This window comes from Terribacillus aidingensis (genome assembly GCF_040703035.1).
Classification (GTDB): Bacteria; Bacillota; Bacilli; order Bacillales; family Amphibacillaceae; genus Terribacillus.
The window spans coordinates 2,392,102-2,415,783 of sequence record NZ_CP159996.1 but is presented as its reverse complement, the minus strand read 5'-3'; the positions used below and the strand labels follow the sequence as shown (position 1 = coordinate 2,415,783).

Annotated in this window: 25 protein-coding genes and 1 pseudogene; 19 read left to right on the top strand and 7 right to left on the bottom strand. The window is 44.1% G+C overall.

Features of this window, described 5'->3' with window-relative positions; all coding sequences use genetic code 11:
- Window positions 1-109: 109 nt before the first annotated feature.
- The 4 genes and pseudogenes from katA to ABXS78_RS12775 form a co-directional block, all read right to left on the bottom strand.
- A complete protein-coding gene (gene katA / locus ABXS78_RS12790; RefSeq protein WP_366247518.1) occupies window positions 110-1,561 on the bottom strand; it encodes a catalase KatA in 1,452 nt (483 codons plus the stop codon).
- 520 nt (window positions 1,562-2,081) lie between these two features.
- A pseudogene (locus ABXS78_RS12785) lies at window positions 2,082-2,470 on the bottom strand (GGDEF domain-containing protein).
- Window positions 2,471-3,175: 705 nt separating this feature from the next.
- Window positions 3,176-3,604, bottom strand: coding sequence for a BrxA/BrxB family bacilliredoxin (locus tag ABXS78_RS12780; RefSeq protein WP_095224381.1), 429 nt, complete (start codon window positions 3,602-3,604; stop codon window positions 3,176-3,178).
- A gap of 5 nt (window positions 3,605-3,609) precedes the next feature.
- Window positions 3,610-4,734 (bottom strand): conserved virulence factor C family protein, encoded by a 1,125-nt coding sequence (locus ABXS78_RS12775; RefSeq protein ID WP_366247517.1) that lies wholly within the window; start codon window positions 4,732-4,734, stop codon window positions 3,610-3,612.
- 233 nt (window positions 4,735-4,967) lie between these two features.
- Between ABXS78_RS12775 and ABXS78_RS12770 the strand changes: the two genes are divergently transcribed.
- The 6 genes from ABXS78_RS12770 (at window position 4,968) to ABXS78_RS12745 (ending at window position 7,801) form a co-directional block, all read left to right on the top strand.
- Entirely contained in the window at window positions 4,968-5,588 is a 621-nt protein-coding gene (locus ABXS78_RS12770; RefSeq protein WP_095224379.1) for a DedA family protein, read from the top strand.
- Between the two features lie 12 nt (window positions 5,589-5,600).
- Entirely contained in the window at window positions 5,601-6,452 is an 852-nt protein-coding gene (locus ABXS78_RS12765; protein ID WP_366247516.1) for an undecaprenyl-diphosphate phosphatase, read from the top strand.
- 97 nt (window positions 6,453-6,549) lie between these two features.
- Window positions 6,550-6,720: a hypothetical protein gene (locus ABXS78_RS12760; RefSeq protein WP_176465816.1), complete on the top strand. Its 171-nt coding sequence runs from the start codon at window positions 6,550-6,552 to the stop codon at window positions 6,718-6,720.
- Window positions 6,717-6,938 carry an alpha/beta-type small acid-soluble spore protein gene (locus ABXS78_RS12755; RefSeq protein WP_366247515.1) on the top strand — a complete coding sequence of 74 codons (222 nt, stop codon included), beginning with the start codon at window positions 6,717-6,719 and terminating at the stop codon, window positions 6,936-6,938. The genes ABXS78_RS12760 and ABXS78_RS12755 overlap by 4 nt, the downstream gene beginning before the upstream one ends.
- A 13-nt stretch (window positions 6,939-6,951) precedes the next feature.
- Window positions 6,952-7,119, top strand: coding sequence for a YfhD family protein (locus tag ABXS78_RS12750; protein ID WP_353615331.1), 168 nt, complete (start codon window positions 6,952-6,954; stop codon window positions 7,117-7,119).
- 67 nt (window positions 7,120-7,186) lie between these two features.
- Window positions 7,187-7,801 carry a spore coat protein gene (locus ABXS78_RS12745; RefSeq protein WP_366247514.1) on the top strand — a complete coding sequence of 205 codons (615 nt, stop codon included), beginning with the start codon at window positions 7,187-7,189 and terminating at the stop codon, window positions 7,799-7,801.
- Between the two features lie 29 nt (window positions 7,802-7,830).
- Here ABXS78_RS12745 and tlp read toward each other — a convergent pair whose 3' ends face one another.
- Both tlp and ABXS78_RS12735 read right to left on the bottom strand, forming a co-directional pair.
- Window positions 7,831-8,064 carry a small acid-soluble spore protein Tlp gene (gene tlp, locus ABXS78_RS12740; RefSeq protein ID WP_095224376.1) on the bottom strand — a complete coding sequence of 78 codons (234 nt, stop codon included), beginning with the start codon at window positions 8,062-8,064 and terminating at the stop codon, window positions 7,831-7,833.
- A gap of 54 nt (window positions 8,065-8,118) precedes the next feature.
- The gene (locus ABXS78_RS12735; RefSeq protein WP_366247513.1) at window positions 8,119-8,853 is read right to left on the bottom strand and encodes a YqcI/YcgG family protein; all 735 of its coding nucleotides are present in this window, start codon (window positions 8,851-8,853) and stop codon (window positions 8,119-8,121) included.
- 154 nt (window positions 8,854-9,007) lie between these two features.
- On the opposite strand from ABXS78_RS12735, the gene ABXS78_RS12730 reads away from it, so the two are divergent.
- From ABXS78_RS12730 to ABXS78_RS12715, 4 genes are all read left to right on the top strand, one after another.
- The gene (locus ABXS78_RS12730; protein WP_095224374.1) at window positions 9,008-9,958 is read left to right on the top strand and encodes an ABC transporter permease; all 951 of its coding nucleotides are present in this window, start codon (window positions 9,008-9,010) and stop codon (window positions 9,956-9,958) included.
- Window positions 9,951-10,901: an iron chelate uptake ABC transporter family permease subunit gene (locus tag ABXS78_RS12725; RefSeq protein ID WP_366247512.1), complete on the top strand. Its 951-nt coding sequence runs from the start codon at window positions 9,951-9,953 to the stop codon at window positions 10,899-10,901. Before ABXS78_RS12730 ends, ABXS78_RS12725 begins: the two co-directional genes overlap by 8 nt.
- Complete coding sequence (locus ABXS78_RS12720) at window positions 10,898-11,653, top strand: ATP-binding cassette domain-containing protein (RefSeq protein WP_366247511.1); 756 nt, start codon at window positions 10,898-10,900, stop codon at window positions 11,651-11,653. Before ABXS78_RS12725 ends, ABXS78_RS12720 begins: the two co-directional genes overlap by 4 nt.
- Before the next feature lie 96 nt (window positions 11,654-11,749).
- Window positions 11,750-12,691 carry a siderophore ABC transporter substrate-binding protein gene (locus ABXS78_RS12715; protein ID WP_366247510.1) on the top strand — a complete coding sequence of 314 codons (942 nt, stop codon included), beginning with the start codon at window positions 11,750-11,752 and terminating at the stop codon, window positions 12,689-12,691.
- 42 nt (window positions 12,692-12,733) lie between these two features.
- Here ABXS78_RS12715 and ABXS78_RS12710 read toward each other — a convergent pair whose 3' ends face one another.
- Window positions 12,734-13,801, bottom strand: coding sequence for a nitric oxide synthase oxygenase (locus tag ABXS78_RS12710; protein WP_366247509.1), 1,068 nt, complete (start codon window positions 13,799-13,801; stop codon window positions 12,734-12,736).
- A 135-nt stretch (window positions 13,802-13,936) separates the two neighbouring features.
- On the opposite strand from ABXS78_RS12710, the gene ABXS78_RS12705 reads away from it, so the two are divergent.
- The 9 genes from ABXS78_RS12705 to ABXS78_RS12665 all read left to right on the top strand — a co-directional run bounded on the left by ABXS78_RS12705 (window position 13,937) and on the right by ABXS78_RS12665 (window position 23,640).
- Complete coding sequence (locus ABXS78_RS12705; RefSeq protein WP_366247508.1) at window positions 13,937-15,004, top strand: methyl-accepting chemotaxis protein; 1,068 nt, start codon at window positions 13,937-13,939, stop codon at window positions 15,002-15,004.
- A gap of 232 nt (window positions 15,005-15,236) precedes the next feature.
- Window positions 15,237-16,421 (top strand): MFS transporter, encoded by a 1,185-nt coding sequence (locus ABXS78_RS12700; RefSeq protein ID WP_366247507.1) that lies wholly within the window; start codon window positions 15,237-15,239, stop codon window positions 16,419-16,421.
- Window positions 16,422-16,485: 64 nt separating this feature from the next.
- Entirely contained in the window at window positions 16,486-17,046 is a 561-nt protein-coding gene (locus ABXS78_RS12695) for a GNAT family protein (RefSeq protein ID WP_366247506.1), read from the top strand.
- 363 nt (window positions 17,047-17,409) lie between these two features.
- Window positions 17,410-18,435: a cytochrome aa3 quinol oxidase subunit II gene (gene qoxA, locus ABXS78_RS12690; protein ID WP_366247505.1), complete on the top strand. Its 1,026-nt coding sequence runs from the start codon at window positions 17,410-17,412 to the stop codon at window positions 18,433-18,435.
- Window positions 18,436-18,455: 20 nt separating this feature from the next.
- Entirely contained in the window at window positions 18,456-20,405 is a 1,950-nt protein-coding gene (gene qoxB, locus ABXS78_RS12685; protein ID WP_366247504.1) for a cytochrome aa3 quinol oxidase subunit I, read from the top strand.
- Between the two features lie 16 nt (window positions 20,406-20,421).
- On the top strand, window positions 20,422-21,033 hold the full coding sequence (qoxC, locus tag ABXS78_RS12680; RefSeq protein ID WP_095218366.1) for a cytochrome aa3 quinol oxidase subunit III: 612 nt from the start codon (window positions 20,422-20,424) through the stop codon (window positions 21,031-21,033).
- A gap of 1 nt (window position 21,034) precedes the next feature.
- Complete coding sequence (gene qoxD, locus ABXS78_RS12675; RefSeq protein WP_038564835.1) at window positions 21,035-21,355, top strand: cytochrome aa3 quinol oxidase subunit IV; 321 nt, start codon at window positions 21,035-21,037, stop codon at window positions 21,353-21,355.
- An 87-nt stretch (window positions 21,356-21,442) separates the two neighbouring features.
- A complete protein-coding gene (locus ABXS78_RS12670; RefSeq protein WP_366247503.1) occupies window positions 21,443-22,582 on the top strand; it encodes an acyl-CoA dehydrogenase family protein in 1,140 nt (379 codons plus the stop codon).
- A 71-nt stretch (window positions 22,583-22,653) separates the two neighbouring features.
- Complete coding sequence (locus ABXS78_RS12665) at window positions 22,654-23,640, top strand: ketoacyl-ACP synthase III (RefSeq protein ID WP_366247502.1); 987 nt, start codon at window positions 22,654-22,656, stop codon at window positions 23,638-23,640.
- Window positions 23,641-23,682 lie beyond the last annotated feature (42 nt).

Sequence of the window (23,682 nt, the reverse complement as noted above, 5' to 3'; positions counted from 1 at the left end):
TTTTGGTGTTTAATGTATATCCATAGCCGAATCGAATAAGGCGTAATACAAAAGAAAAAGGATAGATGAACATAATTGTTCATCTATCCTTTTGTTTTATCTTTTAGGATTAAACTTCTTGTGGAAGTGCAATGCCTAGACCGTCAGCGACGCGCTGACCCCATTCTTTATCTGCTTTGTAGATATGACCTACTTGGCGTTCTAGAATGTCTTTTCTTGTAACTGGCTTCATTGCATCAACGAAGTTCTGTACAAGACGAGTTTTTTCATCATCAGTCATAAGACGGTAAAGATCTCCAGGCTGTGTGTAGTGGTCGTTTTCATCGTAACCAACACTGTCAGCTTGTCCGGATACTTCGAATGGTGCCATTTTGCTTGCTGGATCTTCTTTCGGACCGTTGAAGCTGTTCGGCTCATAGTAAACGCCGCTTCCGCCATTGTTATCGAAACGCATTTGTCCATCACGCTGATAGTTGTTCACTTCGTTACGCGCACGGTTGATTGGAAGTGCTTGGTGGTTAGCACCTACACGATAACGGTGTGCATCATGATAAGCGAACAGACGACCTTGAAGCATCTTGTCTGGAGATACTTCGATACCAGGTACAAGAGTTCCTGGAGAGAACGTAGCTTGTTCTACTTCAGCGAAGTAGTTCTCTGGGTTGCGGTTCAATACCATGCGGCCAACTTCGATTAGCGGGTAATCCTTTTGGGACCATACTTTTGTTACATCGAATGGATCAAAGCGGTATGTGTTCGCATCTTCAAGCGGCATGATTTGAACATAAAGCTTCCATTCAGGGAAATCGCCATTTTCGATTGCGTTGAATAAATCTTCTGTATGATAATCTGGATGCTCACCAGCAACTTTCGCTGCAACGGCCGGATCCATGTTTTTAACACCTTGCTGCGTCTTGAAGTGATATTTCACCCAAACGCCTTCGCCTTGTTCGTTCACCCATTTGAATGTGTGGGAACCGAAACCGTGCATATTACGCAATGTTGCGGGAATACCGCGATCAGACATAAGAATCGTAACCTGGTGCAGGCTCTCAGGAGAAAGAGACCAGAAATCCCAAACCGCGTCAGGGTTTTTCAAATGCGTTTGCGGATGTCTTTTTTGAGTATGGATAAAGTCAGGGAACTTGATTGCATCGCGGATGAAGAATACAGGTGTATTGTTACCGACTAGATCATAGTTGCCTTCTTCTGTATAAAACTTAACAGCGAAACCGCGAGGGTCACGTACTGTGTCAGCAGAACCAAGCTCACCAGCTACAGTAGAGAAACGGATGAACATATCTGTTTTTTTGCCTACTTCAGAAAGGAAGTTTGCTTTTGTATATTTGGAAACATCATTAGTGACTTCAAAGTAACCATGTGCACCGGCACCTTTTGCGTGTACAACACGTTCAGGAACACGTTCACGGTTAAAGTGTGCTAGTTTTTCAAGAAGATGCACATCCTGGATCAGTGTAGGTCCACGTGAGCCAGCAGTTTGGGAATTCTGGTTATCTCCAACTGGAGCACCCCAGCTAGTAGTAAGTTTTTTATCTGCCAAGAAAATCACCTCAGAGTATGTAGTGTTTGTAAATCTATAAACATAGTAACATCTTTTTATTAAAAATCAATACTTATTTATAATAATTATAAAGTTATTATAAGGATAATTAGAAAAAGGGTAAACCAGCCTGAAAGCCAGTTTACCCTCTAATATGGATGATACCGTTTTCAATAAATTTTAAAAAGAAGCAACCCATGTGACTAAAGCACATCCTACTATGCTGCCGCTGATTAATAAGTTTGTTTTCCACATTGGCACCCCTCCTCCTTCGATAAATTAAGTCTATCAAAATATGAAAGGGTTTTCAATATACAAAGAAGCCCAATTATTGGAATTGAGCTTCTTTGTGCTGTTGTTTGGATTTGTACATTTCCTGATCAGGAATATCTATCATTTCTGAAACAGTCAGCGTATAGCTTGAGGCATAGTCATGGATACCGAAGCTTGCTGCGATCGGATATCGTTTTATCTTAGCTCCATCTAAATAGGTTAATTTGTCCTGCAGTTTTTTTAGGAATTACTCTACCTGAGGACGAACTTTTTTAGGCAGCAGAATAATGAATTCGTCGCCGCCATGTCGGAAAAGACATCTACCTCCAGTTAAGGTTGATGCTATGGTGGAGGCAATCAGTTGGATAAGCTGATCCCTTGATTGTGTCCGAACTTGTCGTTTACATGCTTCAGGTTATTCACGTCTACGAAACAGAGGCAGAAGGGATGTTTCCCCCGTTGGAGCAAATCCTCTATAAATTGAATGCCCGCACGGCGGTTGAATAATCCAGTTAGGACATCACGGCTGGCATGCTCCTGCAGTTTCTTTTCAATCCTTTTGAAGCTCGTCACATCCGTCACGCTGATTAAAAGTGCATCTTTTTTATTATAACTGAGCAGCTCAAAATTCAGCATCATCCAGGTTGGATGATGTACCAGATTATGGGGGATATAATTCTCGATTTTCACTTCGTTCTTTAGTAGTCCTAGCAGTATTTCTTGCTCTTTTTGGTCAGGTAAGAAGGAGGAGAGGGAAAAGCTGCTGACTGTTTGTTGACTTATACCAAAAAAGTGTACAGCTTGTTTATTGTACAGAATAATATTTTTAGTATGTAAATCAATAAGTACTGCTGGCTGCGGATTGGCAAAGAACAGGCTCTTGAAGTTACGTTTTTCTTCCTCCAGCTGCACTTGGCTTCTGTAGTCTTTTCTCAAGTAGTGATAGAAACTGAGATTGATCACTTCGCTTACTACCAATCCGCCTGTGAAATTGATAAGCATGATATGCGGAATACCTGATATAAGGACATAGAGTATCGGTTGTATTGGTAAAAGTGAAGCGCAGGCAAGCAAGATGATGAGGTATGCATACATATTTCCGTTGCTGAAAACGATTAAAAGAAGAGAATGCGCCTTGGGCAATATACAGACCTATATAACAGCTGCTGAGAATCCTGGAATGAAATGATGTGAGAAAGATAAGGTAACAGGCAGACATCAGCATGCCAGTTAGGTGGACAAGTGCGAGAGGAAGTACATAATCCGGATTAGAAGTAAGTGGAGCAGGAGAGACGGATAATGGTTTTCATTACAAACAAAAAAAGCTGCAATAGCAGCTCTTTACAAATGGTTGTTATAAGCGGTTGTAAGATTTTCCACGATTTCTTCCACGTCATATCCTTCGATTTGTTCACGAGGGATGAAATGAACCAGTTTACCGTCCTGCATCAATGCGACAGAAGGGGAGGATGGCGGTTGATCTGTGAAGTATTCCCGCATCTTTTCTGTAGCCTCTTTATCCTGTCCTGCAAATACTGTTACAAGATGATCTGGTTTTTTAGCGTTTTGTAAGGATTCCCGAACTGCTGGTCGTGCAAGACCAGCAGCACAGCCGCAAACAGAATTGACAACTACCAGCGTACTGCCTTTTGTCTGTTCTACATAGTTTTCAACCTGCTCAGCGTCAGTCAGTTCCTGGAATCCTGCTTGTGTCAGCTCATCCCGCATTGGCTGGACGATGCCGCGCATATATTCTTCGTATGCGTTCATTTTTCTTATTCCTCCTTTTGTTTGGCTGCTTCCGTCATTTGTTTCCAGACGGAGCCTTTTGCTGCTTCGCCTCCGGCAATCCTCTCGATTGCCATGTTTAGCTGCAGCTTCACTTCGAATTCAGTTTCCTGTCTTGCTGCTTTTTCAAGCATCGGCAGGCTTTCGCTATCCCCAAGTTCATATAGAAACATTGCAGCCCGCCACCTGACTATCCGACTCGGATCAGCAAGTGTTGCTTCCATCGCCGGTGTTGCTTCTTTAAACCCAAGATCGGATAGGCAGTCACCAGCTGTGCGTCTGACTGTTACTACCTTATCCTGCAAAGCGCGGTATAACAACGGCAAGACAGCCTTATCTTCTATCATACCGAGATAAGCAGTTGCCAGCCGGCGAATGGAGGCTTTCGGGTCTTGCAGAGCTTTATCCAGGAAAGAAAGATGCTCTTTTTCAGGCTCCAACGCATCCAGGGCACGATAACGTACACGCCAATCATCTTCATCCCACACATCCATTGCAGGCTGCTCTCGCTTTACCGGCGGAGCTTGGGGATTCCTGGCACGTGCTACGAGTTCTTGCAGCCTTTCTGAACTATAGCTTGCGAGCAATTCTTCATATATATCCTGTCCTACCTGATCTGGATTACCGTATCGGGGGTACTGTTCTTCCCATTTACGGGCAAACACAATATTGTCGTCCCCGGCTGCTTCCATTGCTGCTTCCGTAAACAGAGCAGGAAGTCCGATCCGCTTCTCTTGTTCATCAAAAAGAAGCTTGATTTGCATCGGTACACCATAAATCGTCTGAATCTGAACATCTACTTGTCCGTAATGCGGCTCTTGGATGCCAGCTTCTGCAGTCGTATCCTGGCTTTTTTCTCCGAATGCTTCCCGTACAGCAGGAAGTATCGTCTCCCAAGCTGTTTTCGGACTCCGTTCCAGGGCTAGGAAGTCTGCTACACGATAGATCCCTTTGACACCTTCTATTTTGAATAAAGCTTGGATGTAGTCTGGATCAGCAGACGATTGAGCTTCTCGTTTATAATCGTAACTGCTGCCCATTGGCAGCATGTCATCCACCACGATTTTCATCGAATATGGACTCGGGGTAGGCTCGATTGTCACGATTTTCATCGTATTCCCCCTTACTACATTAATCATTTTTCTTCTATAGACTATATCACAAATAAGGTTAAAGGTGCGACAATGTGAACCTAGGACTTCAGCCCAATGAAAACTAAGTCTCTGTTTCTATTAACCTCTTGGGTGCTGTCTGCTAGAATGTTAATTATCCGTAAAAAATTCCACCTTTTCGAGTACAGGATGCTATAATGATTTGGTAAATAATTTACGTTTGGAGTTGTAAAATGGATAATTGGATAACGCAGTTTATGGAACAATTCGGTTACTTTGCGATCGTATTGCTGATGGCAGGCGAAAACGTATTCCCGCCGATCCCCTCAGAGATCATCCTGCTGTTCGGCGGCTTCCTGACAACCACCTCTGATAGTGTCACAGCAGTTGGTGTTATTATCGCGGCAACAATCGGTGCCGTTATTGGAGCTATTATCCTTTATGGCATCGGGCTTCTCTTGGATGTAGAACGTCTGGAGAAAATCGTGGACCGCTGGGGACATATTTTGCGAATAAAAAAAGAAGACATACATAAAGCGGATGCTTGGTTCGATAAGTATGGGGTATGGACAATATTCCTTTGCCGATTTGTACCTGTGATTCGGAGCTTGATTTCCATACCGGCTGGGATGTCCAATATGAATTTCCCGCTGTTCCTCATTTTCACGACATTAGGAACACTCATTTGGAATACAGTATTAGTATTGCTCGGTCTGTGGCTAGGTGAATCCTGGACAACAGTGGAAACATATCTTGGTTACTACCAGGATGTCGTCATCGTAGTACTGGCGATTCTTATCGTCTTGTTCGTCATTTGGTTCATCAGACGGAATAAAAAGAAAAAAAGTAGCTAGAGGAGTAGAGGCATGAGTATCATTGAGTTCTTTTCGGCCTTGATCATGGGGCTAGTCGAAGGGTTGACAGAGTTTGCCCCGGTTTCATCTACAGGCCACTTGATCATCGTTGATGATATGTGGCTGAAGATCCACGAATTGTTCAACGATGAAGTAGCAAATACTTTCATTATCGTCATTCAGCTTGGCAGCATTTTGGCTTCTGTTATTGTATTTTGGGACAAGTTCATGCAGATCCTTGGTATTCGCAAGCTGCAGGGAAAAACAGAATCGATGCCAGGAAAACAAAACAAGTTCAACCTAGGAATCGTTATTGTTGGCTTGCTGCCGGCAGGGGTTCTTGGGCTATTGTTTGATGATATCATTGACGAGTATCTGTTTTCCGTATGGTACGTTATCGTAGCACTAGTCGTTGGGGCTTTCTTCATGATCTTTGCAGATAAAGTATCATCCAAAAAGACAGAAACAATCGATTCATTAGATGGTCTTACGTATAAAAAAGCTTTTCTGATTGGGTTATTCCAGTGTATCTCTTTATGGCCTGGTTTCTCCCGCTCTGGAGCAACGATTTCCGGCGGTGTCATTCTTGGATTGAATCACCGCGTTGCATCTGACTTCACTTTCATTATGGCAGTGCCTATCATGGCTGGTGCGAGTCTTGTCTCGCTGCGTAATCACTTGCATGCTTTTACACCTGATGTGATTCCATTCTTCATCGTCGGATTCATCAGCGCGTTTATCTTTGCACTGATTGCTATCCGTACATTCTTGAAAATTATTTCCAAATACAAACTCGTTCCCTTCGCCTACTATCGTATCGCTTTGGCGATTGTGATCGTAATCTTCTTGATCATCAACAACTGATTCCTGTCTTGTACAGGGGTCTTTTTTTTTGGCTAGAAGTGCCTTTCATATTATGACGCCAAAGACAGAAACTAATGCAGAAAGGAGGAGAAGCATCATGAAAAAGAATCGTGTGGATGGCGGTATCTGGATTGACGATACGTACCAGCCAGGCATGGAGGAAGGGCTTACAGCCAATCGGGATGAACAGGATCCAAACAAGAAGCATGTGCGTGCCGACTATGAAGGCGAGACCGGTGACGCACATACGCTTGGTCATTATCGATGACAAGGCGCAATAAAATACTCGTGCCCGAGGCGCGGGAAGGTCTTGATCAGCTGAAACATAAAATCATTCAGGATGCCAACCAGTCATATCAGACAGAGCAGGCTGATGATTTAGGGAATAGAACGAGCAGAGAAAATGGCAAAACAGGCGGCAGCATTGGCGGTAATATGGTCCGTGAACTTGTACGGATGGCGGAAGAAAATCTGAAGCATCGTTAAGGAGGAAAAGCCCGTGAACGACAAGGATAAATCATTGGAAGAATATTATATGCGTTATACCGATCTGGATGGAGATGGGAGAGATATCTCCTTTTCACAGGAGGAAGCGGATATTGATGATTTGGAAGCACAGGCACGTTCCGATAAAGCAGATGCGCGTGTCGCGAAAAGGCATAAATAACCGGTCATAAGTCCTCGTATGACACAGCATACTAACAAGGCACGACATTTTATAGGGGGTTATCACATTGGAAAATCAGATGCAGACTGCACAGATGAATCAGCCGACAACTTTGCATGGCAAGCAAAACCATGGTGGTCATGAAATTTTTGATACACATGAAATCCTTACGGGGATGATCAGTGTGATTGATCAATATAAAATTTTTGACCAGTTCATTCAAGATCCAGAACTAAAGACGGTTGCTCAGCGCCAAGGTGATTTCCTTACTCAAACGTATAACACGATGGTGGAAACATTTAAGACTGGCCAGGATCCAACAGTTCCAACCACATCTTACAGCATGCAGCAAGGAAATGATGTTGTATATGGAATAAAGCCTTCCCAGCCTAAAAAGCCGATTACTTCCGTTAATGAGCTAACGGACGAATGTGTTTCCACTTATATGCTCACGCAGACAAAGAGTCTAGCTACCATGAGCACACGCGGGGCTTGTGAAATCACTAACCCTGTCTTAAGAAGGATTGTTGCTGATTCGGTACCGAATTTGATCGAAATGAGCTACGAAATCTTCTTGTATCAAAACAAACACCATTATTATCAGGTGGCACAATTACAGCCAAGTGATATGGCTGCCATGATGCAAAGTTACGATTCAGCTCCAATGAATCAAACGCATTAAACAGAAGGTCCGCCACGTGGCGGACCTTCTTATTTATTCTTATTCTGTTGGTAATTTGCTTCTTCTTTTAACTCGTGACGAAGACTATCTACGCTTGCAGCGCGTCGCTCGTTCTTCTCTTTCAAAAATGAGATTTCTTCATCCGTCAAATGCTCACTGTTCGCTTTGACGAAGTCCTCTGTTTGATGCACATTCTGCAGGGTATGCTGGATTGTATCCTCAATCCGTTCGGCATTGTCTGCACGGTTGTCCGGGTTTGGCATAGTAGACCTCCTTTCGAAGCAGATATAAGGTAGTATCCGCTACTGGAAGGAAGTTTATGTATACTTCAATTCCCTATGATGGAAAGGACAACCTCCTTGTATTGGCTCCGCATCATCTCCAATGAAATATTGCTTCCATTCGTGATGACTATGATCACCGAAATGACCGATATCTGGATGTTTCGGCAGCTTGTCCCATTTTTCTACCCGATCCCGGACGGAACCCCGTGATTTTGTCCCCGCGGGCTTGTCTCCTTCCAGCCCGTCGAAGATACTGCGTGGCTGCAGTCCAATGACAAGGGAAGGACCCAGGTCACGTGTGATACGCTGCTTATATGCTGGCGCATTACCAAAAAGGAAGTAAGCCTCACCGCCAATATGATAGTCGAAGAGGAAATGATCCGGATCCCGCGGGCGTTCTGCTGGCCACGGTATGTCGTCCACTTCATGCAGCCGCTGAAGGAAGCGCCAGAAGTAATCGCGGTAATATTCGAGATCTTGTTCCGTTTCTTCAGGCTCAAAGAAAAGGAACAAACCCCGACGCACAGCTTTTTCCTGCGTATGCATCAGTTTTGTGAATTCATTGATAATCTTGAGCGCGTCATCCCAGTTGTCGTGTGGTACGAAGCCATATCGCAAGTCACCTTTCTTTTGAGCTGCAATTCCGAAGTAGCAGGGGAAATCTCGTTTAGTGACTGTTTCAGCAAAAGGCTTATAGGCATCAAGAGCCCAATTAGGAAGCTGTTGGTTTGAGGTGCTGATGTCTTCTTTCTTTAAAAGCGGAAGCATAGATACACTCCTTATGTAGGTTAAATATTGTTATATTTCTTTGTCAGTCCAAAAATCCTATTGACGAGTCTTTTTCCATTTACTATACTAAAGCTAGAATCTAATTGATAATGAATATCAGTATCATTGATGCTGCTGAAGAGGTTTGACGCTTATGAAGTTGATTTACTTGGTTGTTATTACTGTTCTATTAGCTGTTTGTTCCCTGTTTGTCGGGGTGGAAAACGTGTCATTTTCTGCATTGTGGAAGATGGATGAGGAATCCTGGAATATCGTTATGATCAGCCGGCTGCCGCGCATGCTTAGCATTGTCATGGCTGGAGTAAGTCTCAGCATATGCGGGCTTATCATGCAGCAGCTTACCCAAAATAAATTCGTATCTCCAACAACTGCTGGGACGATGGATTGGGCGAGATTGGGGATTCTTGTTTCCTTGCTGTTCTTCACCGATGCCAGCCCGATATGGAAGATGTGTATCGCTGCTGCTTTTGCTTTATTTGGCACATTGCTTTTCATGGGAATTCTACAGAGGCTGAAGCAGAAGGATACAATTTTTATACCGCTGGTTGGAATTATGCTGGGGAATGTGGTCAGTTCGATCGCAACATTTTTTGCTTTAAAGTTTGACTTGGTTCAAAATATGTCCTCATGGCTTCAAGGAGACTTTTCTTTGATCATGGAAGGACGCTATGAGCTTCTTTACATAAGTGTACCGCTGCTGATCATCGCTTTTCTGTTTGCCAATATGTTCACAGTCGCTGGCATGGGAGAAGACTTCGCAACGAATCTCGGTCTTCCTTACAAATATGTTGTGAATGTAGGATTGATTATTGTCGCAATCATAACTGCAGTTGTCATTTTGACGGTCGGCGTCATTCCGTTTCTCGGTTTGATCGTACCGAATATCGTCAGTATGTACAGGGGCGACAATTTAAAGAACAGTATCTGGCATACAGGTGTGCTTGGTGCAGCATTCCTGCTCATATGTGATATAGCAGGACGTTTGATCATCTATCCATATGAAATCTCGGTAGGTCTCATGGTTGGCGTCATAGGCACAGGTATCTTCCTTTATATGCTGTTAAGGAGAAACGCCTATGCTTAAACGAAAAATCATCTTACTGATTATTGTCGCCTTGTCATTGGCTGGCTTGTACCTTTTCATCCATATGAACTTCCAAGCAATGGAGTATCTGCTGCGCACACGGCTGGAAAAAATCCTGGCTATGATCTTATGTGCTGTTTCGATTGGTGTTTCAACTGTCGTGTTCCAGACCATTACGCATAATAGAATCCTGACGCCAAGCATCATGGGACTGGATAGTGTTTATATGTTCATTCAAACCATCGTGGTCTTCCTATTCGGTTCTGGGACATTTGTGATCCTGCAGAGTGATGCGTATTTCTTCCTTACTATCCTGTTGATGGTCGGTTTCGCTTTTGGGCTTTATCAGCTGCTATTCCGCAAGGGACAAAGTAATCTGTTTCTGCTGCTGCTTGTCGGGTTGGTACTGGGGACATTTTTCAGCAGCTTGGCCTCTTTCATGCAGATGATTATCGATCCGAATGAGTTTCTTCTGATTCAGGACAGCATGTTCGCAAGCTTCACGGATGTAAACACGGATCTACTGCTCATTTCAGCAGTAATCATTATAGTGCTTTGTATATACATCTTCCGTTATCGTCACTACTTTGATGTCATGTCCATCGGTCGCGACCATGCAGTGAATCTAGGTGTGCCGTATGAGAAAATCGTCAAACGGATGTTCTTGGTCATTGCAGTACTTGTTGCCGTGTCGACTGCATTAGTTGGACCTATCACTTTCCTAGGATTGCTGACTGCCAATCTGGCACGGGAATTCCTCCAGACGTTCCGGCATACGTACCTGCTGATTGCAGCGAGTCTGCTCAGCGTGATTGCATTGCTCGGCGGACAATTAGTTGTCGAAAGGATCTTCTCTTTCTCAACACCAATCAGTGTCATCATCAATTTCGTCGGTGGTATTTACTTCATTTATTTATTAGTAAAGGAGAGTAAGAAGATATGATCGTTGCAGAAAAGCTTTCCAAGTATTTCGGAACCAAGAAAGTCATTCAGGATGTTTCCATAGAGGTGAAACGCGGTGCGATCACTAGCTTCATCGGGCCAAACGGTGCAGGGAAGAGTACCTTGCTTTCCATGGTGAGCCGCTTGTTAAAACAGGATGATGGTATTGTCTATCTTGACGGAAAAGACGTTCATAAACAAAAGAGTAAGGATTTGGCGAAGACAATCGCCATTCTGCGTCAGTCCAATGTCGTCCAGATGAGACTGACTGTCCGTGAGTTAGTAAGCTTTGGCCGTTTTCCTTACTCCAGCGGGCGTCTTACTGCCGAAGACGAACAAAAGGTTAGTGAAGCTATTGCATACGTGGACTTGGAGGAAATGGAAGATAAATATTTGAACGAGCTCAGCGGCGGTCAGAAGCAGCGGGCATTCATTGCTATGGTACTGGCGCAGGATACAGATTATATCCTGCTTGATGAACCGCTTAATAACCTCGATATGAAACATGCTGTTCAGATGATGAAGCTGCTGCGGAAGCTGGTGGAGGACTTTGGCAAGACAATTCTTCTGGTTATTCATGATATCAATTTTGCTTCTGTTTATTCCGATCGTATCGTGGCAATGAAGGATGGCCAGATTGTAGCAGAAGGACCTACTGAAGATATTATCCAATCTGACGTTCTCAAATCCATCTATGATTTGGATATCGACGTCCATAATATCAGCTGTAATCGTATATGTGTCTATTTCTAAAACCCGTACAGGTTAAAGGGGTGATGCCGTTATGAAGCTAACTGCCTTTCTTGGCCAGCATGTCATACATCAAACAGAAAAAGGAGACAAGATAAAATGAAGAAACTTACATTATTGATGACAGGTCTATTATTCGTACTTCTGCTAGCAGCATGCGGAAGCAACTCCGATAGTGCAAGCGGTGCAGATAAAGAAGAAGAGAAGCTTACAATTGAGCATGAGCTTGGTAAAACAGAAGTGGCAAAAAATCCAGAGAAGATTGTTGCGTTTGATATGGGCGCATTAGACACATTGGATAAACTCGGTGTCGATGTAGCTGGTGTTCCACAAGAGAACCTTCCTGATTATCTTTCTAAATACAGCAGTAACGACTATGAAAATGTCGGCGGTCTGAAAGAGCCGGATTTAGAGAAAATAGCTGAAATGCAGCCGGATGTCATTTTTATCTCTGGCCGTCAAAGCGACTATTATGAACAGCTTAGTGAGTTAGCACCGACTATTTACATCGGCGTTGATACGACAGATTATATGAACTCATTCAAGAAAAATACAGAAACGATTGCACAAATCGTAGGTAAGGAAACAGAAGCGGAAACAGCGCTGGGTGAAATTGATGATGCTATTGCTGATCTGAAGACGAAAACAGAAAGCATGGATGAAAAAGCACTGATCACACTCGTGAATGACGGCAGTGTAAGTGCATACGGCAAAGCTTCCCGTTTCGGAGTCATCCATGATGTTTACGGAGTGCCCGCAGTGGATGATACAATCGAATCTTCTACGCATGGTCAGTCCATCGGCTTTGAATATATTTCTGAGAAGAATCCAGATTATTTGTTTGTAGTGGATCGAGGCGCTGTCGTTGAAGGCGGTTCATCTTCAGCTGAAAAAGTATTGGACAATGAATTAGTTAATGGTACGAATGCAGCCAAGGAAAACCACATCGCTTACTTAAGTCCGGATTATTGGTATCTATCTGGTGGCGGACTAGAGTCTGAAATGGAAAAAGTGAAAGAAGTATCCGATGCATTAAATTAAGAAAGAAATAAAGCGCAGATGCTGAGATGCATTTGCGCTTTTTTAATACTTATCTTCTTGATGGAAGTAATTTGGCTTGATGATTTCATTCTTATAAGGTTTATGGAAGATATGAGTTGCTGCAGGTGACATTGGAGGAATGAGCCAGCTCCACATACCTGTCACATTACGTCCAGCTTTTTGCTCCTGCTTCTCGAAATGGGCGAATTGCTTAGCGGCAGTGTGATGATCGACAATCGTAACACCGGATTTTTGGAAAGATTGAAGCACAGCGATATTCAATTCAACCAATGCGCGATCCTTCCAAAGTGTAGATGCCTTGCTTTGATCAAGTTCAAGAACCTCTGCGACTTTCGGCAGCATATGGTAGCGGTCCTCATCGGCCAGGTTCCGTGCACCGATTTCGGTACCCATATACCAGCCGTTGAAAGGTGCTGCGTGATAGGTTATACCGCCGATTTCCAATTTCATATCTGATATGATCGGAACTGCATACCAGCGTATATCTAAATCAGCTAGTTTGGGATACTCCTCATGCTCGATTTGGACCTCCTTCACTATATCGGCAGGTATTTCTTGAAGTACAGGCGGTTGGTCACCCACTTGTACGACGAGCGGAAGAATGTCGTGCATCGTTCCTTTGCCTTCCCACCCAAAGTTTCTGCAAACATTGGTGAAACGTACAGAAGCAGGGTCACCGATTATGCCATGCTCTGTCTCGTACCCAGCATACCGAAGTAATTGATGATTCCAAATCCGGATATTAGCATCCGGTGAGAAGATAGTGATCATCGGCTTTATTATTCCATCATTTGTAGCTTGTTCAATATGATCGAACAGCTTCTCCATTACCTCCTCTGCATTCGTGGCTTCCCGTGCATCTCTTACAAGAAGGCCATTCCAGAACAAGCGGCCGATACAGCGGTTCGAATTCCGCCATGCCATTCTAGCTCCGTGCTCAAGCTCTTCAGCCGTATGGTTATATGTAGAGTTTTTGTTTATTTCATTTTTGATCTCAGACAGGCGCTGTTGTATTTCTTTATCTGATTTCCCGAGTTCTTGATAGCTTATCTGGATGAATTCTGTTGCTTCTTCCAATAGTTCTTGCATAGCAGCAGCCTCCTTTAGTCAGCTTGTAGTATAGCATGTGGGAAGTAAAAAGGCGTTATTAGGCAGAAATTGTAGAAAAAGGTTCATGAACGGCACATATTAGCCGATAAATAAAAAAGAGAGGAAGGGGGAATTATGATGAAAAAAAGACAAGCCATTAGTGTGTTGAGTACAGCATATCTTTATGCCATTTTGCTGTTTCTGCAAAATGAAAGGGTTTTCTTGTTCGAGTGGTGGGTTAATCTAATAATCGGACTTGTTTTGGCCGGGGGAAGCTTTACTTATGTTTTGCTATCCAATAATCAAACAGAAGAAACAGCAGCTGAACCTGCCGCAGAGATTCCATTTCCACAGGAGACAGCAGCGACGGTTGAGCCGGATATAGAACCAGAAAGAGATTCGGCATCTGATAAGCTGGAACAGACAGGTGAAGCGCTGAATCAAATTGTAACCGCTTTAGAAGAAGTTACGATCGGTTCAGAGAATCAATCCCATGCTTCAGCTGAGTTAGCTGGAACAATGCAGAAGTTCGCTGAGAATGTCATGATGGTGGCGTTAAAAGGGGAAGAAGCCAAGCAGGTTGCTGGTGAGATGGATGCATTGACTAAAGAAGGCGCATCTCATATGGATGATTCCGTCAATCATATGGATACGATAACAAGCAAAATTACATTCTCCTATGAAAAAGTAATCGGCTTGAATGGGAAGACAGATCAAATCAGTGCATTGCTCCAGGCAATCAAGGATATTGCCGAACAGACGAATCTGCTTGCGCTGAATGCTGCCATCGAAGCGGCACGGGCAGGTGACCAGGGTCGCGGATTCGCAGTGGTGGCAGATGAAGTGCGCAAGCTTTCCGATCAAGTCCGTGTTGCTGTAACGGACATAACAGGTGTATTCCAAGCCATCCAGACAGAATCCAAGGAAGCTGTCGATGCTCTTGGTGCAGGAAAGGAAGCAGTTGTTGCCGGATCTGATAAGATCACAACGACCCAAAGCACGTTTGAACAGCTGCAAGCAGAGATCACCATAACGAGCAATCAAATTGAAGCGATTTCAGCAGCTATGTATGAGGTTCTTGATAACACCCGTGGTGTAACTGACAGTATCAATAGCATCGTATCTGTCGCGGAACAGAATGCAGCAAGTATGCAGGAAGTGACTGCTATTACGCAGGATATACAACAAAACTTCACGAAGTAATTCTAAAAGCGGCCAGCGGGTCGCTTTTTTTATCCCAGCTTCGATTCCCTCCTAGCTTTTAAATACTATTTACCTCTTGAAATTACCCCTCCTGCAAAGCGTTAAAACCTGTTAAATTATTTGGATGCGCTTCCTATAAATTTTTTGTTAAATGACCGGGTTATGGTTTGAATAGAGGGCTTTTCTGTTGTATCGTTAGCGGATATTATGTCAGAAAAAAGGAGGAGTTAACATGTCTCTAGCAGGCAGACAATTTAAACCTACGACAGTGATTGCCGTATTGATGGTTTGCGCTTTTTCCATCGGAACAACGGAATATGTCGTCACTGGCGTACTTACCCATATCGCGTCGGATCTCGGTGTGACAATTGCATCAGCGGGTCTTGTTGTCAGCATGTATGCACTTGGTGTGGCAATATTCGGTCCGCTTATGACAACCTTATCTGTCAAATTGCCAAGGAAGCCGATGCTGCTTCTGTTTATGCTGATTTTCATCATCAGTAATATTATTAGCGCGACAGCACCGAATTTTACAGTGCTGCTTATTTCGCGTGTCGCTTCCGCTTTTATGCACGGTCCATTTTTCGCGCTCGCTTTTGTCATGGCAAGTGACCTTGTGGAACCGCGTAAACGTGTCCAGGCGATTGCCGCCGTCAATGGTGGACTTACTATCGCGATCATGATCGGTGTCCCATTCGGAGCTTATCTTGGCTCACTGATAGAATGGCGTCTCGTATTCTGGCTAATTGCAGTTCTCGGAGTGTTAGGATTAATCGGGCTGCTTATTTGTGCACCGAATACAAAGCCGGCAGAAACGCCGCGTATCAAGCAGGAGCTTAGTGTATTCAAACATAAACAGGTGCTGCTGACGATAGCTATCATCATATTTGGCTACTCAGGTGTGTTTACTGCCTACACGTTCATTGAACCGCTGCTGCGGTCGGTTACTGGCTTTGGAGGCGTCGGAATCATGATCAGTCTCTTCTTCTTCGGAATGGGGAGCGTAATTGGTAATTTTTCAACGCCGCGGCTAGCTGCTGGCAATGTGACTAGAACGTTAATCTATGTATTTGCAACGCTGACTGTCATTCTCCTATTGTTCCCGCTGGCAACACCATATGCGATCACTGCTGTTTTAATTATTGGCCTGTTTGGTGCCGGTGCTTTTGGAACAACTCCTTTATTGCAGTCAAAAATCGTTATGGCAGCAAAAGAGGGCCCGACGATTGCAGCAGCAGCAAGTGTGTCAGCATTCAATCTGGCGAATGCTGGCGGTGCTTATATAGGCGGACTTGTGCTGGATGCAAATCTCGGCTATACATGGCTTTCTGTTATCGGAGCCGGTATTTCTATCATTGGAATTCTATTATCCGCAATATCTTATCGAGAAGAGAAAAAGCAACCAGAAGCAGCCTGAATAGTATTGCAAGGTCCAATACCTTCCTTCATACTAGAATAAATTTCTAGGAGGGGAAGCAGCGATGAATCCAATATTAAGAGATTTCAAGACTACTATTGAGACAGAGCGTCTTATCATCAGGCAGCCTAAAATCGGTGATGGCAAAGCTATGAACGAAGCTATCAAAGCATCTCTGCCGGAGCTGCAGCTCTGGATGCCATTTGCGCAGGAACTGCCGACTCCGGAAGAAACGGAGGAAAATATCCGGCAGTCGGTCGCAAATTGGATCAATCGGACCAATCTGCGAATGCTCATTTTCCGTAAGGATACTGGAGAATTCATTGCATCCAGCGGTTTTCACGGGATAGATTGGGATGTTCCAAAAGTAGAAATCGGATATTGGATGGACACACGTCATACGGGACAGGGATTTATGACGGAAGCCGTTGAAGCTCAAACGGAGTATGCCTTTACAGAGCTTGGTGTCCGGCGGGTTCAGATACTATGCGATGAAGAAAACAGTGCAAGCCGGGCTGTTCCGGAACGGCTCGGCTATAAGCTGGAGGGGATACATTATTCTGACAGCCTGCATGTAGATGGTAAGACTGTTCGCAATACGGTGTATTACAGCAAAACCAGATAATGGCTGGTAAACCAGAAATAGTTGCAGATTTACATGAAACGTTCAAATTTTGTTCACTACTTATTCTTATTCTCTCTTTTTGCCGGTGTTAGAATGAAAAATGAACTGTTTACTTACCAGGCAAGTCTGGTCTTTTTGGCTGCTTTGTATTACACTAGTTTCTGGATTGTTGTCAGACACTGTCTATTCGGCAGTGTGATTGTGTGTTTCCAGCTGAGTTTCTGCCACTCCTGCGGGAATGCGGAAGTTTCATTGTGAAATACTTATCAAAACCCTATTATAGCGGATATGGTTGTTTTCCTATGCAGAGGGAAAACAACCGTTCTCGTGAATTCAGGTAAAGAAAGGAAGGGAAGCAGGCGCATGCTTAAAAAATTGAAACCCTTAAGTCTTCTATTGTTCCTTGCCCTGCCGCTAATGCTCGCCGGCTGTTCTACACCGGAAGTGCTTGATCCGAAAGGACCAGTGGCAAGTCAGCAGAGTGACCTTATTATTCTATCAATCATCTTTATGCTTACAATCGTTGCGGTTGTATTCGTACTTTTGACGATTATCCTTGTCAAGTACAGAGAAAGAAAGGATCACGACAAGTACAGCCCTGAACTACACGGCAGCATGCTGCTCGAGACTATCTGGACGATCATCCCGATTATCATCGTAGTAATTTTGGCTGTCCCTACTGTCAGAACGATCTATTCACTAGAGGAAGCGCCTCAGCCTAAGACGGCTGAAGCAGCGCAAGAAGACCCTCTAGTAGTACATGCAACATCCATCAACTGGAAATGGGTATTTACCTATCCAGAAGAAGACATCGAAACAGTGAACTATCTGCATATTCCGATTCACCGTCCGGTGGAATTCAAATTGACATCTGCCGATTCCATGGCTGCTCTATGGATACCAAGCCTAGGCGGTCAGAAATATAACATGGCAGGCATGCAGACAACTCTTTATCTGCAAGCAGACCACGTTGGCACGTACGATGGACGAAACGCTAACTTCACAGGTGAAGGCTTCAACGAACAACGATTCAAAGTCTACGCCGATGAAGAAGCTGATTACCAACAGTGGGTGGAAGACGTACAAAACTCCGCTCCAGAACTGACACAATACGAGTATGACAATCTTTTGATTCCTGGTGTTTATGAGGACGGAACAGCTGAATTCAATGGTACGCACTTGCAATGGATTGACCATTCAAAAAATGCGGACTACACATTGGAAGCATGGGATCGCTTAGGCTATGAGCCGAAGAATCCGCATGCAAAAGACAAATCTCAAAATCTCTTGCGTGAAGACGAAATTCCGTACTATCAGCAAGACAATACTGTAGACAACTCGGATGAAGACATGGACTCTGAAGAACATGCACATGCGGGTCATGAGTAACAGAGAGAGGGGGAAGAGTTTTGGACTTAAAATGGAATGAGTTTATCATTACCGGCGATCCATTGATTTTGGGCGCACAGATCAGCATCTTGCTCGGTGGAATCGCCGTTGTAGCTGCCCTTACTTACTTTAAAAAATGGAGTTGGCTATGGAAAGAATGGCTGACTTCCGTTGACCATAAGAAACTGGGTATCATGTATATCCTTAGTGCCCTATTAATGCTTTTCCGCGGCGGTATCGATGGTTTGATGATCCGTACGCAGCTTGCGAAGCCAGGGATGGAATTCCTGGATCCGCAGCACTATAACGAGGTATTCTCGACACACGGTGTTATCATGATCCTTTTCATGGCGATGCCATTCTTGATCGGTTTGATCAACTACATCGTACCGTTGCAAATCGGTGCACGTGACGTTGCATTCCCGTATTTGAACAACTTGAGCTTCTGGACATTCTTTGTCGGTATGGCTCTATTCAATATTTCCTTCATCATCGGTGGTTCACCTGATGCCGGTTGGACTGGTTATACGCCGCTTGCGACGAATGAATTCAGCCCAGGCCCTGGTCAGAACTACTACTTGCTAGCAATCCAGATTGCTGGTATCGGTACATTGATGACAGGTATCAACTTCTTCGTTACCATCCTTAAGATGCGTACGAAAGGTATGACACTAATGAAAATGTCCATGTTCACATGGACATCATTGATCACAATGCTGATCATCATCTTTGCATTCCCAGTGCTTACAGTTGCACTTGCTATGCAGACATTTGACCGTTTATTCGGTTCCGTACTCTTCACCTTGCAAGGTGATGGTAACCCGATGCTTTGGGTCAACCTATTCTGGGTATGGGGTCACCCTGAAGTATATATCGTTATTCTTCCTGCGTTCGGGATCTTCTCTGAGATCATCTCGACATTTGCAAGAAAACAGCTATTCGCTTACAAAGCGATGGTTGTGTCCATTGTGACGATTTCTGTATTGAGCTTCCTTGTATGGGTTCACCACTTCTTCACAATGGGTAATAGTGCTGAAGCGAACAGTTTCTTCTCTATTACAACAATGGCTATCTCTATCCCGACCGGGGTTAAGATATTCAACTGGTTATTCACGATGTATCGAGGACGTATTACCTTTACGACTCCGATGCTTTGGTCCCTTGCTTTCATCCCGAACTTCGTAATTGGCGGGGTAACAGGGGTAATGCTTGCGATGGCAGCAGCTGACTATCAGTATCATAATACGTACTTCCTAGTATCTCACTTCCACTATGTGCTGATCTCGGGTACTGTATTTGCTTGTTTCGCAGGTCTGATTTACTGGTATCCGAAAATGTTCGGACATAAATTGAACGAAAAAATCGGTAAATGGGCATTCTGGATTTTCGTTATCGGCTTCAACGTATGTTTCTTCCCTCAGTATTTCCTAGGGTTGGACGGTATGCCAAGACGTATTTCCACTTATTTGCCAGAAGATGGCTGGACAGGATTGAACATGATCTCCACAATCGGTGCGTTCCTGATGGGTCTTGCATTCATCATCTTCGTATACAATATCTACTATAGCTGGAGATATTCACCAAGAGAGAAAACTGGTGACGCTTGGGGTCTTGGACGTAACTTGGAATGGGCGACTACATCGTCTATCCCACCGCATTACAACTTCGCTGTTCTTCCTGAAGTAACAGGTCTTGATCCTTACTGGGATATGAAGGAAAAAGGTCTTGATCAACAGAAGAACACGGATTATAAACCAATTCACATGCCTAGTAACTCATCTACACCGGCAATCATGTCTGCATTGATGGGTATGGCAGCATTCGGGCTTGTATTCCATTGGTACTGGATTGGAATCGTAGGTGCTGTCGGTATCTTCATCACTATGATTGTTCGTTCATTCGATTACAATGATGGTTACTATGTCAGCGTGGAAGAAATAAAAGAAACAGAAGCGAAAGCGAATAAATAAAGGAGGTTGTGAAGAAATGGCACATGATCACAATGTGAACCCCAACGCGCCATTGGAATACCAATCAGAAGCCGGCCGGTTAAACATCACCGGTTTCTGGACCTTCCTTGGTGCAGAGATCGCTTTGTTCTCGACACTATTCGCGTCTTATTTCGCGTTACAATCACGTGTAGGCGACGGACCAACATCCATCGAGATGTTCGAAGCTGGCCTAGTCATGATTATGACAATGCTGCTTCTTACAAGTAGCTTCACTTGCGGACTCGCGATTCACGAAATGCGTGCGAACAATGTAAAAGGTGTTATTGGCTGGATGATCATTACACTTATCCTAGGTGCAGGATTCATCGGCTATGAGCTATACGAATTCGTACATTATGTACACGAAGGTGTTACACTAGGAACTAGTGCACACTGGTCTATGTTCTTTATCTTGCTTGGTACACACGGTCTGCACGTATCGATCGGTATCGGCTGGATCATTCTTCTTCTGATCCAACTAGCAAGAAGAGGACTTACACCAAAAACGGCATCAAAGGTCTTTATCTCTAGTCTCTATTGGCACTTCTTAGATGTTGTGTGGATCTTTATCTTCACATGCGTTTACTTGATGGGGATGGTGAATTAATATGAGTCAACAAACGAAAAAAGGACATTTCCCTTGGAAGCACATCATCGGATTTTTGATCTCAATCGCGTTGACACTTGTAGCCTTCGCAACAGCGCTATGGACAGACTGGTCATCAACAACGATCTTCATCATTATCTTGATTTTCGCTGTGATTCAGGCTGCCTTGCAGCTCGTTATGTTCATGCACATGACTGAAGGAGAAGACGGCGGTTTGATTTCCGGGAATACACTTTTCGGATTCTTCATCGCTATCGTTATCATCGTCGGCACATACTGGCTGATGACTTCCGGTCACATGCACATGGGTATGAGTATGTAACACAGAAAACCCGCTCTCTTGAGCGGGTTTTTTTGTATTCTTTTCTTCTTTTCACTAAAATAGAGGGGATAAATGAGGAGGTTCGGCATGATTATTGCAAAGGAAGAACATATTCTTACTAAAGCGAAACAAGTAGCAGAGGTGGCAAAGAAATACAAACAGATTGGTGATGAACAGGCACAGCTGGCGCCACAAGTGGTGGAGGCCTTGCGGACATCAGCGTATACACTGCTGACTGTACCTAAAGCACAAGGAGGTGACGGAGCAAATCTGCATGATTTCTTAATGGCTCAGGAGATAGTTGCCGCCGGCGATGGAGCAGCTGCTCTATCCATAGGGTGGCACTTGAGTACCATGCAGGACTTATGCGAAAATGCAGATTGGCCAAATGGTATGTTCGAAAAGTTTCTGGAAGAAGTTGTTCAGGAGCGTAAAATTGTCAATCGCGCAGCATCTGAACCGAAAACAGGAAGTCCCACAAGAGGGGGGATTCCTGAAACGAAAGCTGTGCGGGAAGGCAATGGTTATATACTAACTGGCCGCAAGACATTCACATCCATGGCAGCTGACCTGGATTACTATTTAGTGACTGCTTACTTAGAAGAAGATAAGACCATCGGAAGCTTTTTAATTGCCAGGGAAATAAATGGGGTACGTGTCGAAAAGACTTGGAATCCAATGGGAATGCGTGCAACAGGCAGTGACGATTTAATTCTGGAACAGGTAAGAGTACCAGCAAATTGTTACGTGGAAAGAGCTAGGAAGAAATCTGGACCGAAGGGGTCGTTACTGCATATTCCTGCTTGTTACTTAGGCATTGCTAAAAGTGCACGTGATGAAGCTGTATCATTTGCTAAAGAGTTTCAGCCAAACACATTGGATAAACCGATTATCAGTGTGCCTCATATCCGGGAGAAAATAGGTGAGATGGATTTGGAGCTAATGCAAGCGAGACATTTTATGTATCATGTTGCCAGCTTGTGGGATAGCTATCCTGAGAAGCGGCAAATGATGGGACCAGAGCTTGCAGCAGTTAAAGTGAATGCAACAAAAGCTGCAGCTAAAGTAGTCGACTTGGCAATGCGGATTGCTGGCGGCCGAGGTCTCTCCAAGACGCAAGCTTTTGAGCAGCATTATCGGGACGTGCGTGCCGGCTTGCATAACCCGCCAATGGACGATGCTGTTTTAGAGCTGTTAGCTTCCCATGCCGAGAAAAAAGATAATTAAATTTCTCTTTTTAGTACCAGGTATTAAAACTAGATGGTATAATGGAGGCAGATGTGAAGGAGGCAGATAATATGGAATCCAAAGCACGCATAACAGCAATTGGAACATATATCCCGGAAAAGGTATTGACCAATGCAGATTTTGAAAAAATGGTCGATACTTCCGATGAATGGATTGTACAGCGAACTGGAATCAAAGAAAGAAGAATCGCTGCTGAAGACGAGTATGTAACAGATCTATGTGAAAATGCTGCAAGAAACCTTGCAAAGAACTTCAACAAGTCATTGGATGATGTGGACTTGATTCTGGTAGCTACGGTTACAGGTGAATACAAATTCCCTAGTGTATCCAGTCAGCTGCAAGCAAGACTTGGATTGAAAAACACAGGGGCACTCGATTTGGGAGGCGCATGTGCAGGCTTTGTTTACGGGCTGCATATGGCAAACGGATTGGTTTCATCCGGTTTGCATAAGAAAGTACTTGTTTTGGGCGGAGAAACTTTGTCCAAAATCACCGACTATACGGATCGTACAAGCTGTATTCTATTTGGTGACGGTGCAGGAGCTGCATTAGTCGAGTATGATGCTGAAAATCCGGGCTTTTTTGGTTTCCATATGGGAACTAAAGGTGAAGGCGGCCGTCATCTTTACCAAACTGGTCTGTCCACAAAACTGAACGGTGAAGAGCTTACTAACCCAGGGAAATTGGTTCAAAACGGGCGCGAAGTTTACAAATGGGCCGTTTCTGGTGTGCCAAAGGGCGTTAAGAAACTAGTTGAAGAAGCAAATATGTCACTAGATGATATTGATTGGTTCATCCCGCACAGCGCCAATATGCGGATGGTAGAATCTATCTGTGATCGTTTGGATTATCCAGTTGAAAAAACACTGACTAGCATGGCATATGCAGGAAATACATCTTCCGCAACAATCCCACTTGCGTTTGATTTCGCTTTACAGGAAAACAAAGTCAAAGATGGCGATACAATGCTGCTATACGGATTCGGCGGCGGTCTAACCGAATGCGGTATCATCATCAGATGGGATCCAAAAGCATAAAAAAAAGCCCGTGGAGTTATCTCCACGGGTTTTCTTCATGCA

Excerpts from the sequence above, each read along its gene's own strand:
- ABXS78_RS12730 (WP_095224374.1), top strand. The coding sequence starts at position 9,008 with ATGAAGTTGATTTACTTGGTTGTTATTACTGTTCTATTAGCTGTTTGT.
- qoxC (WP_095218366.1), top strand. The coding sequence starts at position 20,422 with ATGGCACATGATCACAATGTGAACCCCAACGCGCCATTGGAATACCAA.
- ABXS78_RS12755 (WP_366247515.1), top strand. The coding sequence starts at position 6,717 with ATGACAAGGCGCAATAAAATACTCGTGCCCGAGGCGCGGGAAGGTCTT.
- ABXS78_RS12720 (WP_366247511.1), top strand. The coding sequence starts at position 10,898 with ATGATCGTTGCAGAAAAGCTTTCCAAGTATTTCGGAACCAAGAAAGTC.
- ABXS78_RS12775 (WP_366247517.1), bottom strand. The coding sequence starts at position 4,734 with ATGAAAATCGTGACAATCGAGCCTACCCCGAGTCCATATTCGATGAAA.
- tlp (WP_095224376.1), bottom strand. The coding sequence starts at position 8,064 with ATGCCAAACCCGGACAACCGTGCAGACAATGCCGAACGGATTGAGGAT.
- ABXS78_RS12700 (WP_366247507.1), top strand. The coding sequence starts at position 15,237 with ATGTCTCTAGCAGGCAGACAATTTAAACCTACGACAGTGATTGCCGTA.
- ABXS78_RS12705 (WP_366247508.1), top strand. The coding sequence starts at position 13,937 with ATGATGAAAAAAAGACAAGCCATTAGTGTGTTGAGTACAGCATATCTT.
- ABXS78_RS12715 (WP_366247510.1), top strand. The coding sequence starts at position 11,750 with ATGAAGAAACTTACATTATTGATGACAGGTCTATTATTCGTACTTCTG.
- ABXS78_RS12695 (WP_366247506.1), top strand. The coding sequence starts at position 16,486 with ATGAATCCAATATTAAGAGATTTCAAGACTACTATTGAGACAGAGCGT.
- ABXS78_RS12765 (WP_366247516.1), top strand. The coding sequence starts at position 5,601 with ATGAGTATCATTGAGTTCTTTTCGGCCTTGATCATGGGGCTAGTCGAA.
- ABXS78_RS12760 (WP_176465816.1), top strand. The coding sequence starts at position 6,550 with ATGAAAAAGAATCGTGTGGATGGCGGTATCTGGATTGACGATACGTAC.
- ABXS78_RS12670 (WP_366247503.1), top strand. The coding sequence starts at position 21,443 with ATGATTATTGCAAAGGAAGAACATATTCTTACTAAAGCGAAACAAGTA.
- ABXS78_RS12725 (WP_366247512.1), top strand. The coding sequence starts at position 9,951 with ATGCTTAAACGAAAAATCATCTTACTGATTATTGTCGCCTTGTCATTG.
- qoxA (WP_366247505.1), top strand. The coding sequence starts at position 17,410 with ATGCTTAAAAAATTGAAACCCTTAAGTCTTCTATTGTTCCTTGCCCTG.
- ABXS78_RS12710 (WP_366247509.1), bottom strand. The coding sequence starts at position 13,801 with ATGCAAGAACTATTGGAAGAAGCAACAGAATTCATCCAGATAAGCTAT.
- ABXS78_RS12780 (WP_095224381.1), bottom strand. The coding sequence starts at position 3,604 with ATGAACGCATACGAAGAATATATGCGCGGCATCGTCCAGCCAATGCGG.
- qoxD (WP_038564835.1), top strand. The coding sequence starts at position 21,035 with ATGAGTCAACAAACGAAAAAAGGACATTTCCCTTGGAAGCACATCATC.
- ABXS78_RS12735 (WP_366247513.1), bottom strand. The coding sequence starts at position 8,853 with ATGCTTCCGCTTTTAAAGAAAGAAGACATCAGCACCTCAAACCAACAG.
- ABXS78_RS12665 (WP_366247502.1), top strand. The coding sequence starts at position 22,654 with ATGGAATCCAAAGCACGCATAACAGCAATTGGAACATATATCCCGGAA.
- ABXS78_RS12770 (WP_095224379.1), top strand. The coding sequence starts at position 4,968 with ATGGATAATTGGATAACGCAGTTTATGGAACAATTCGGTTACTTTGCG.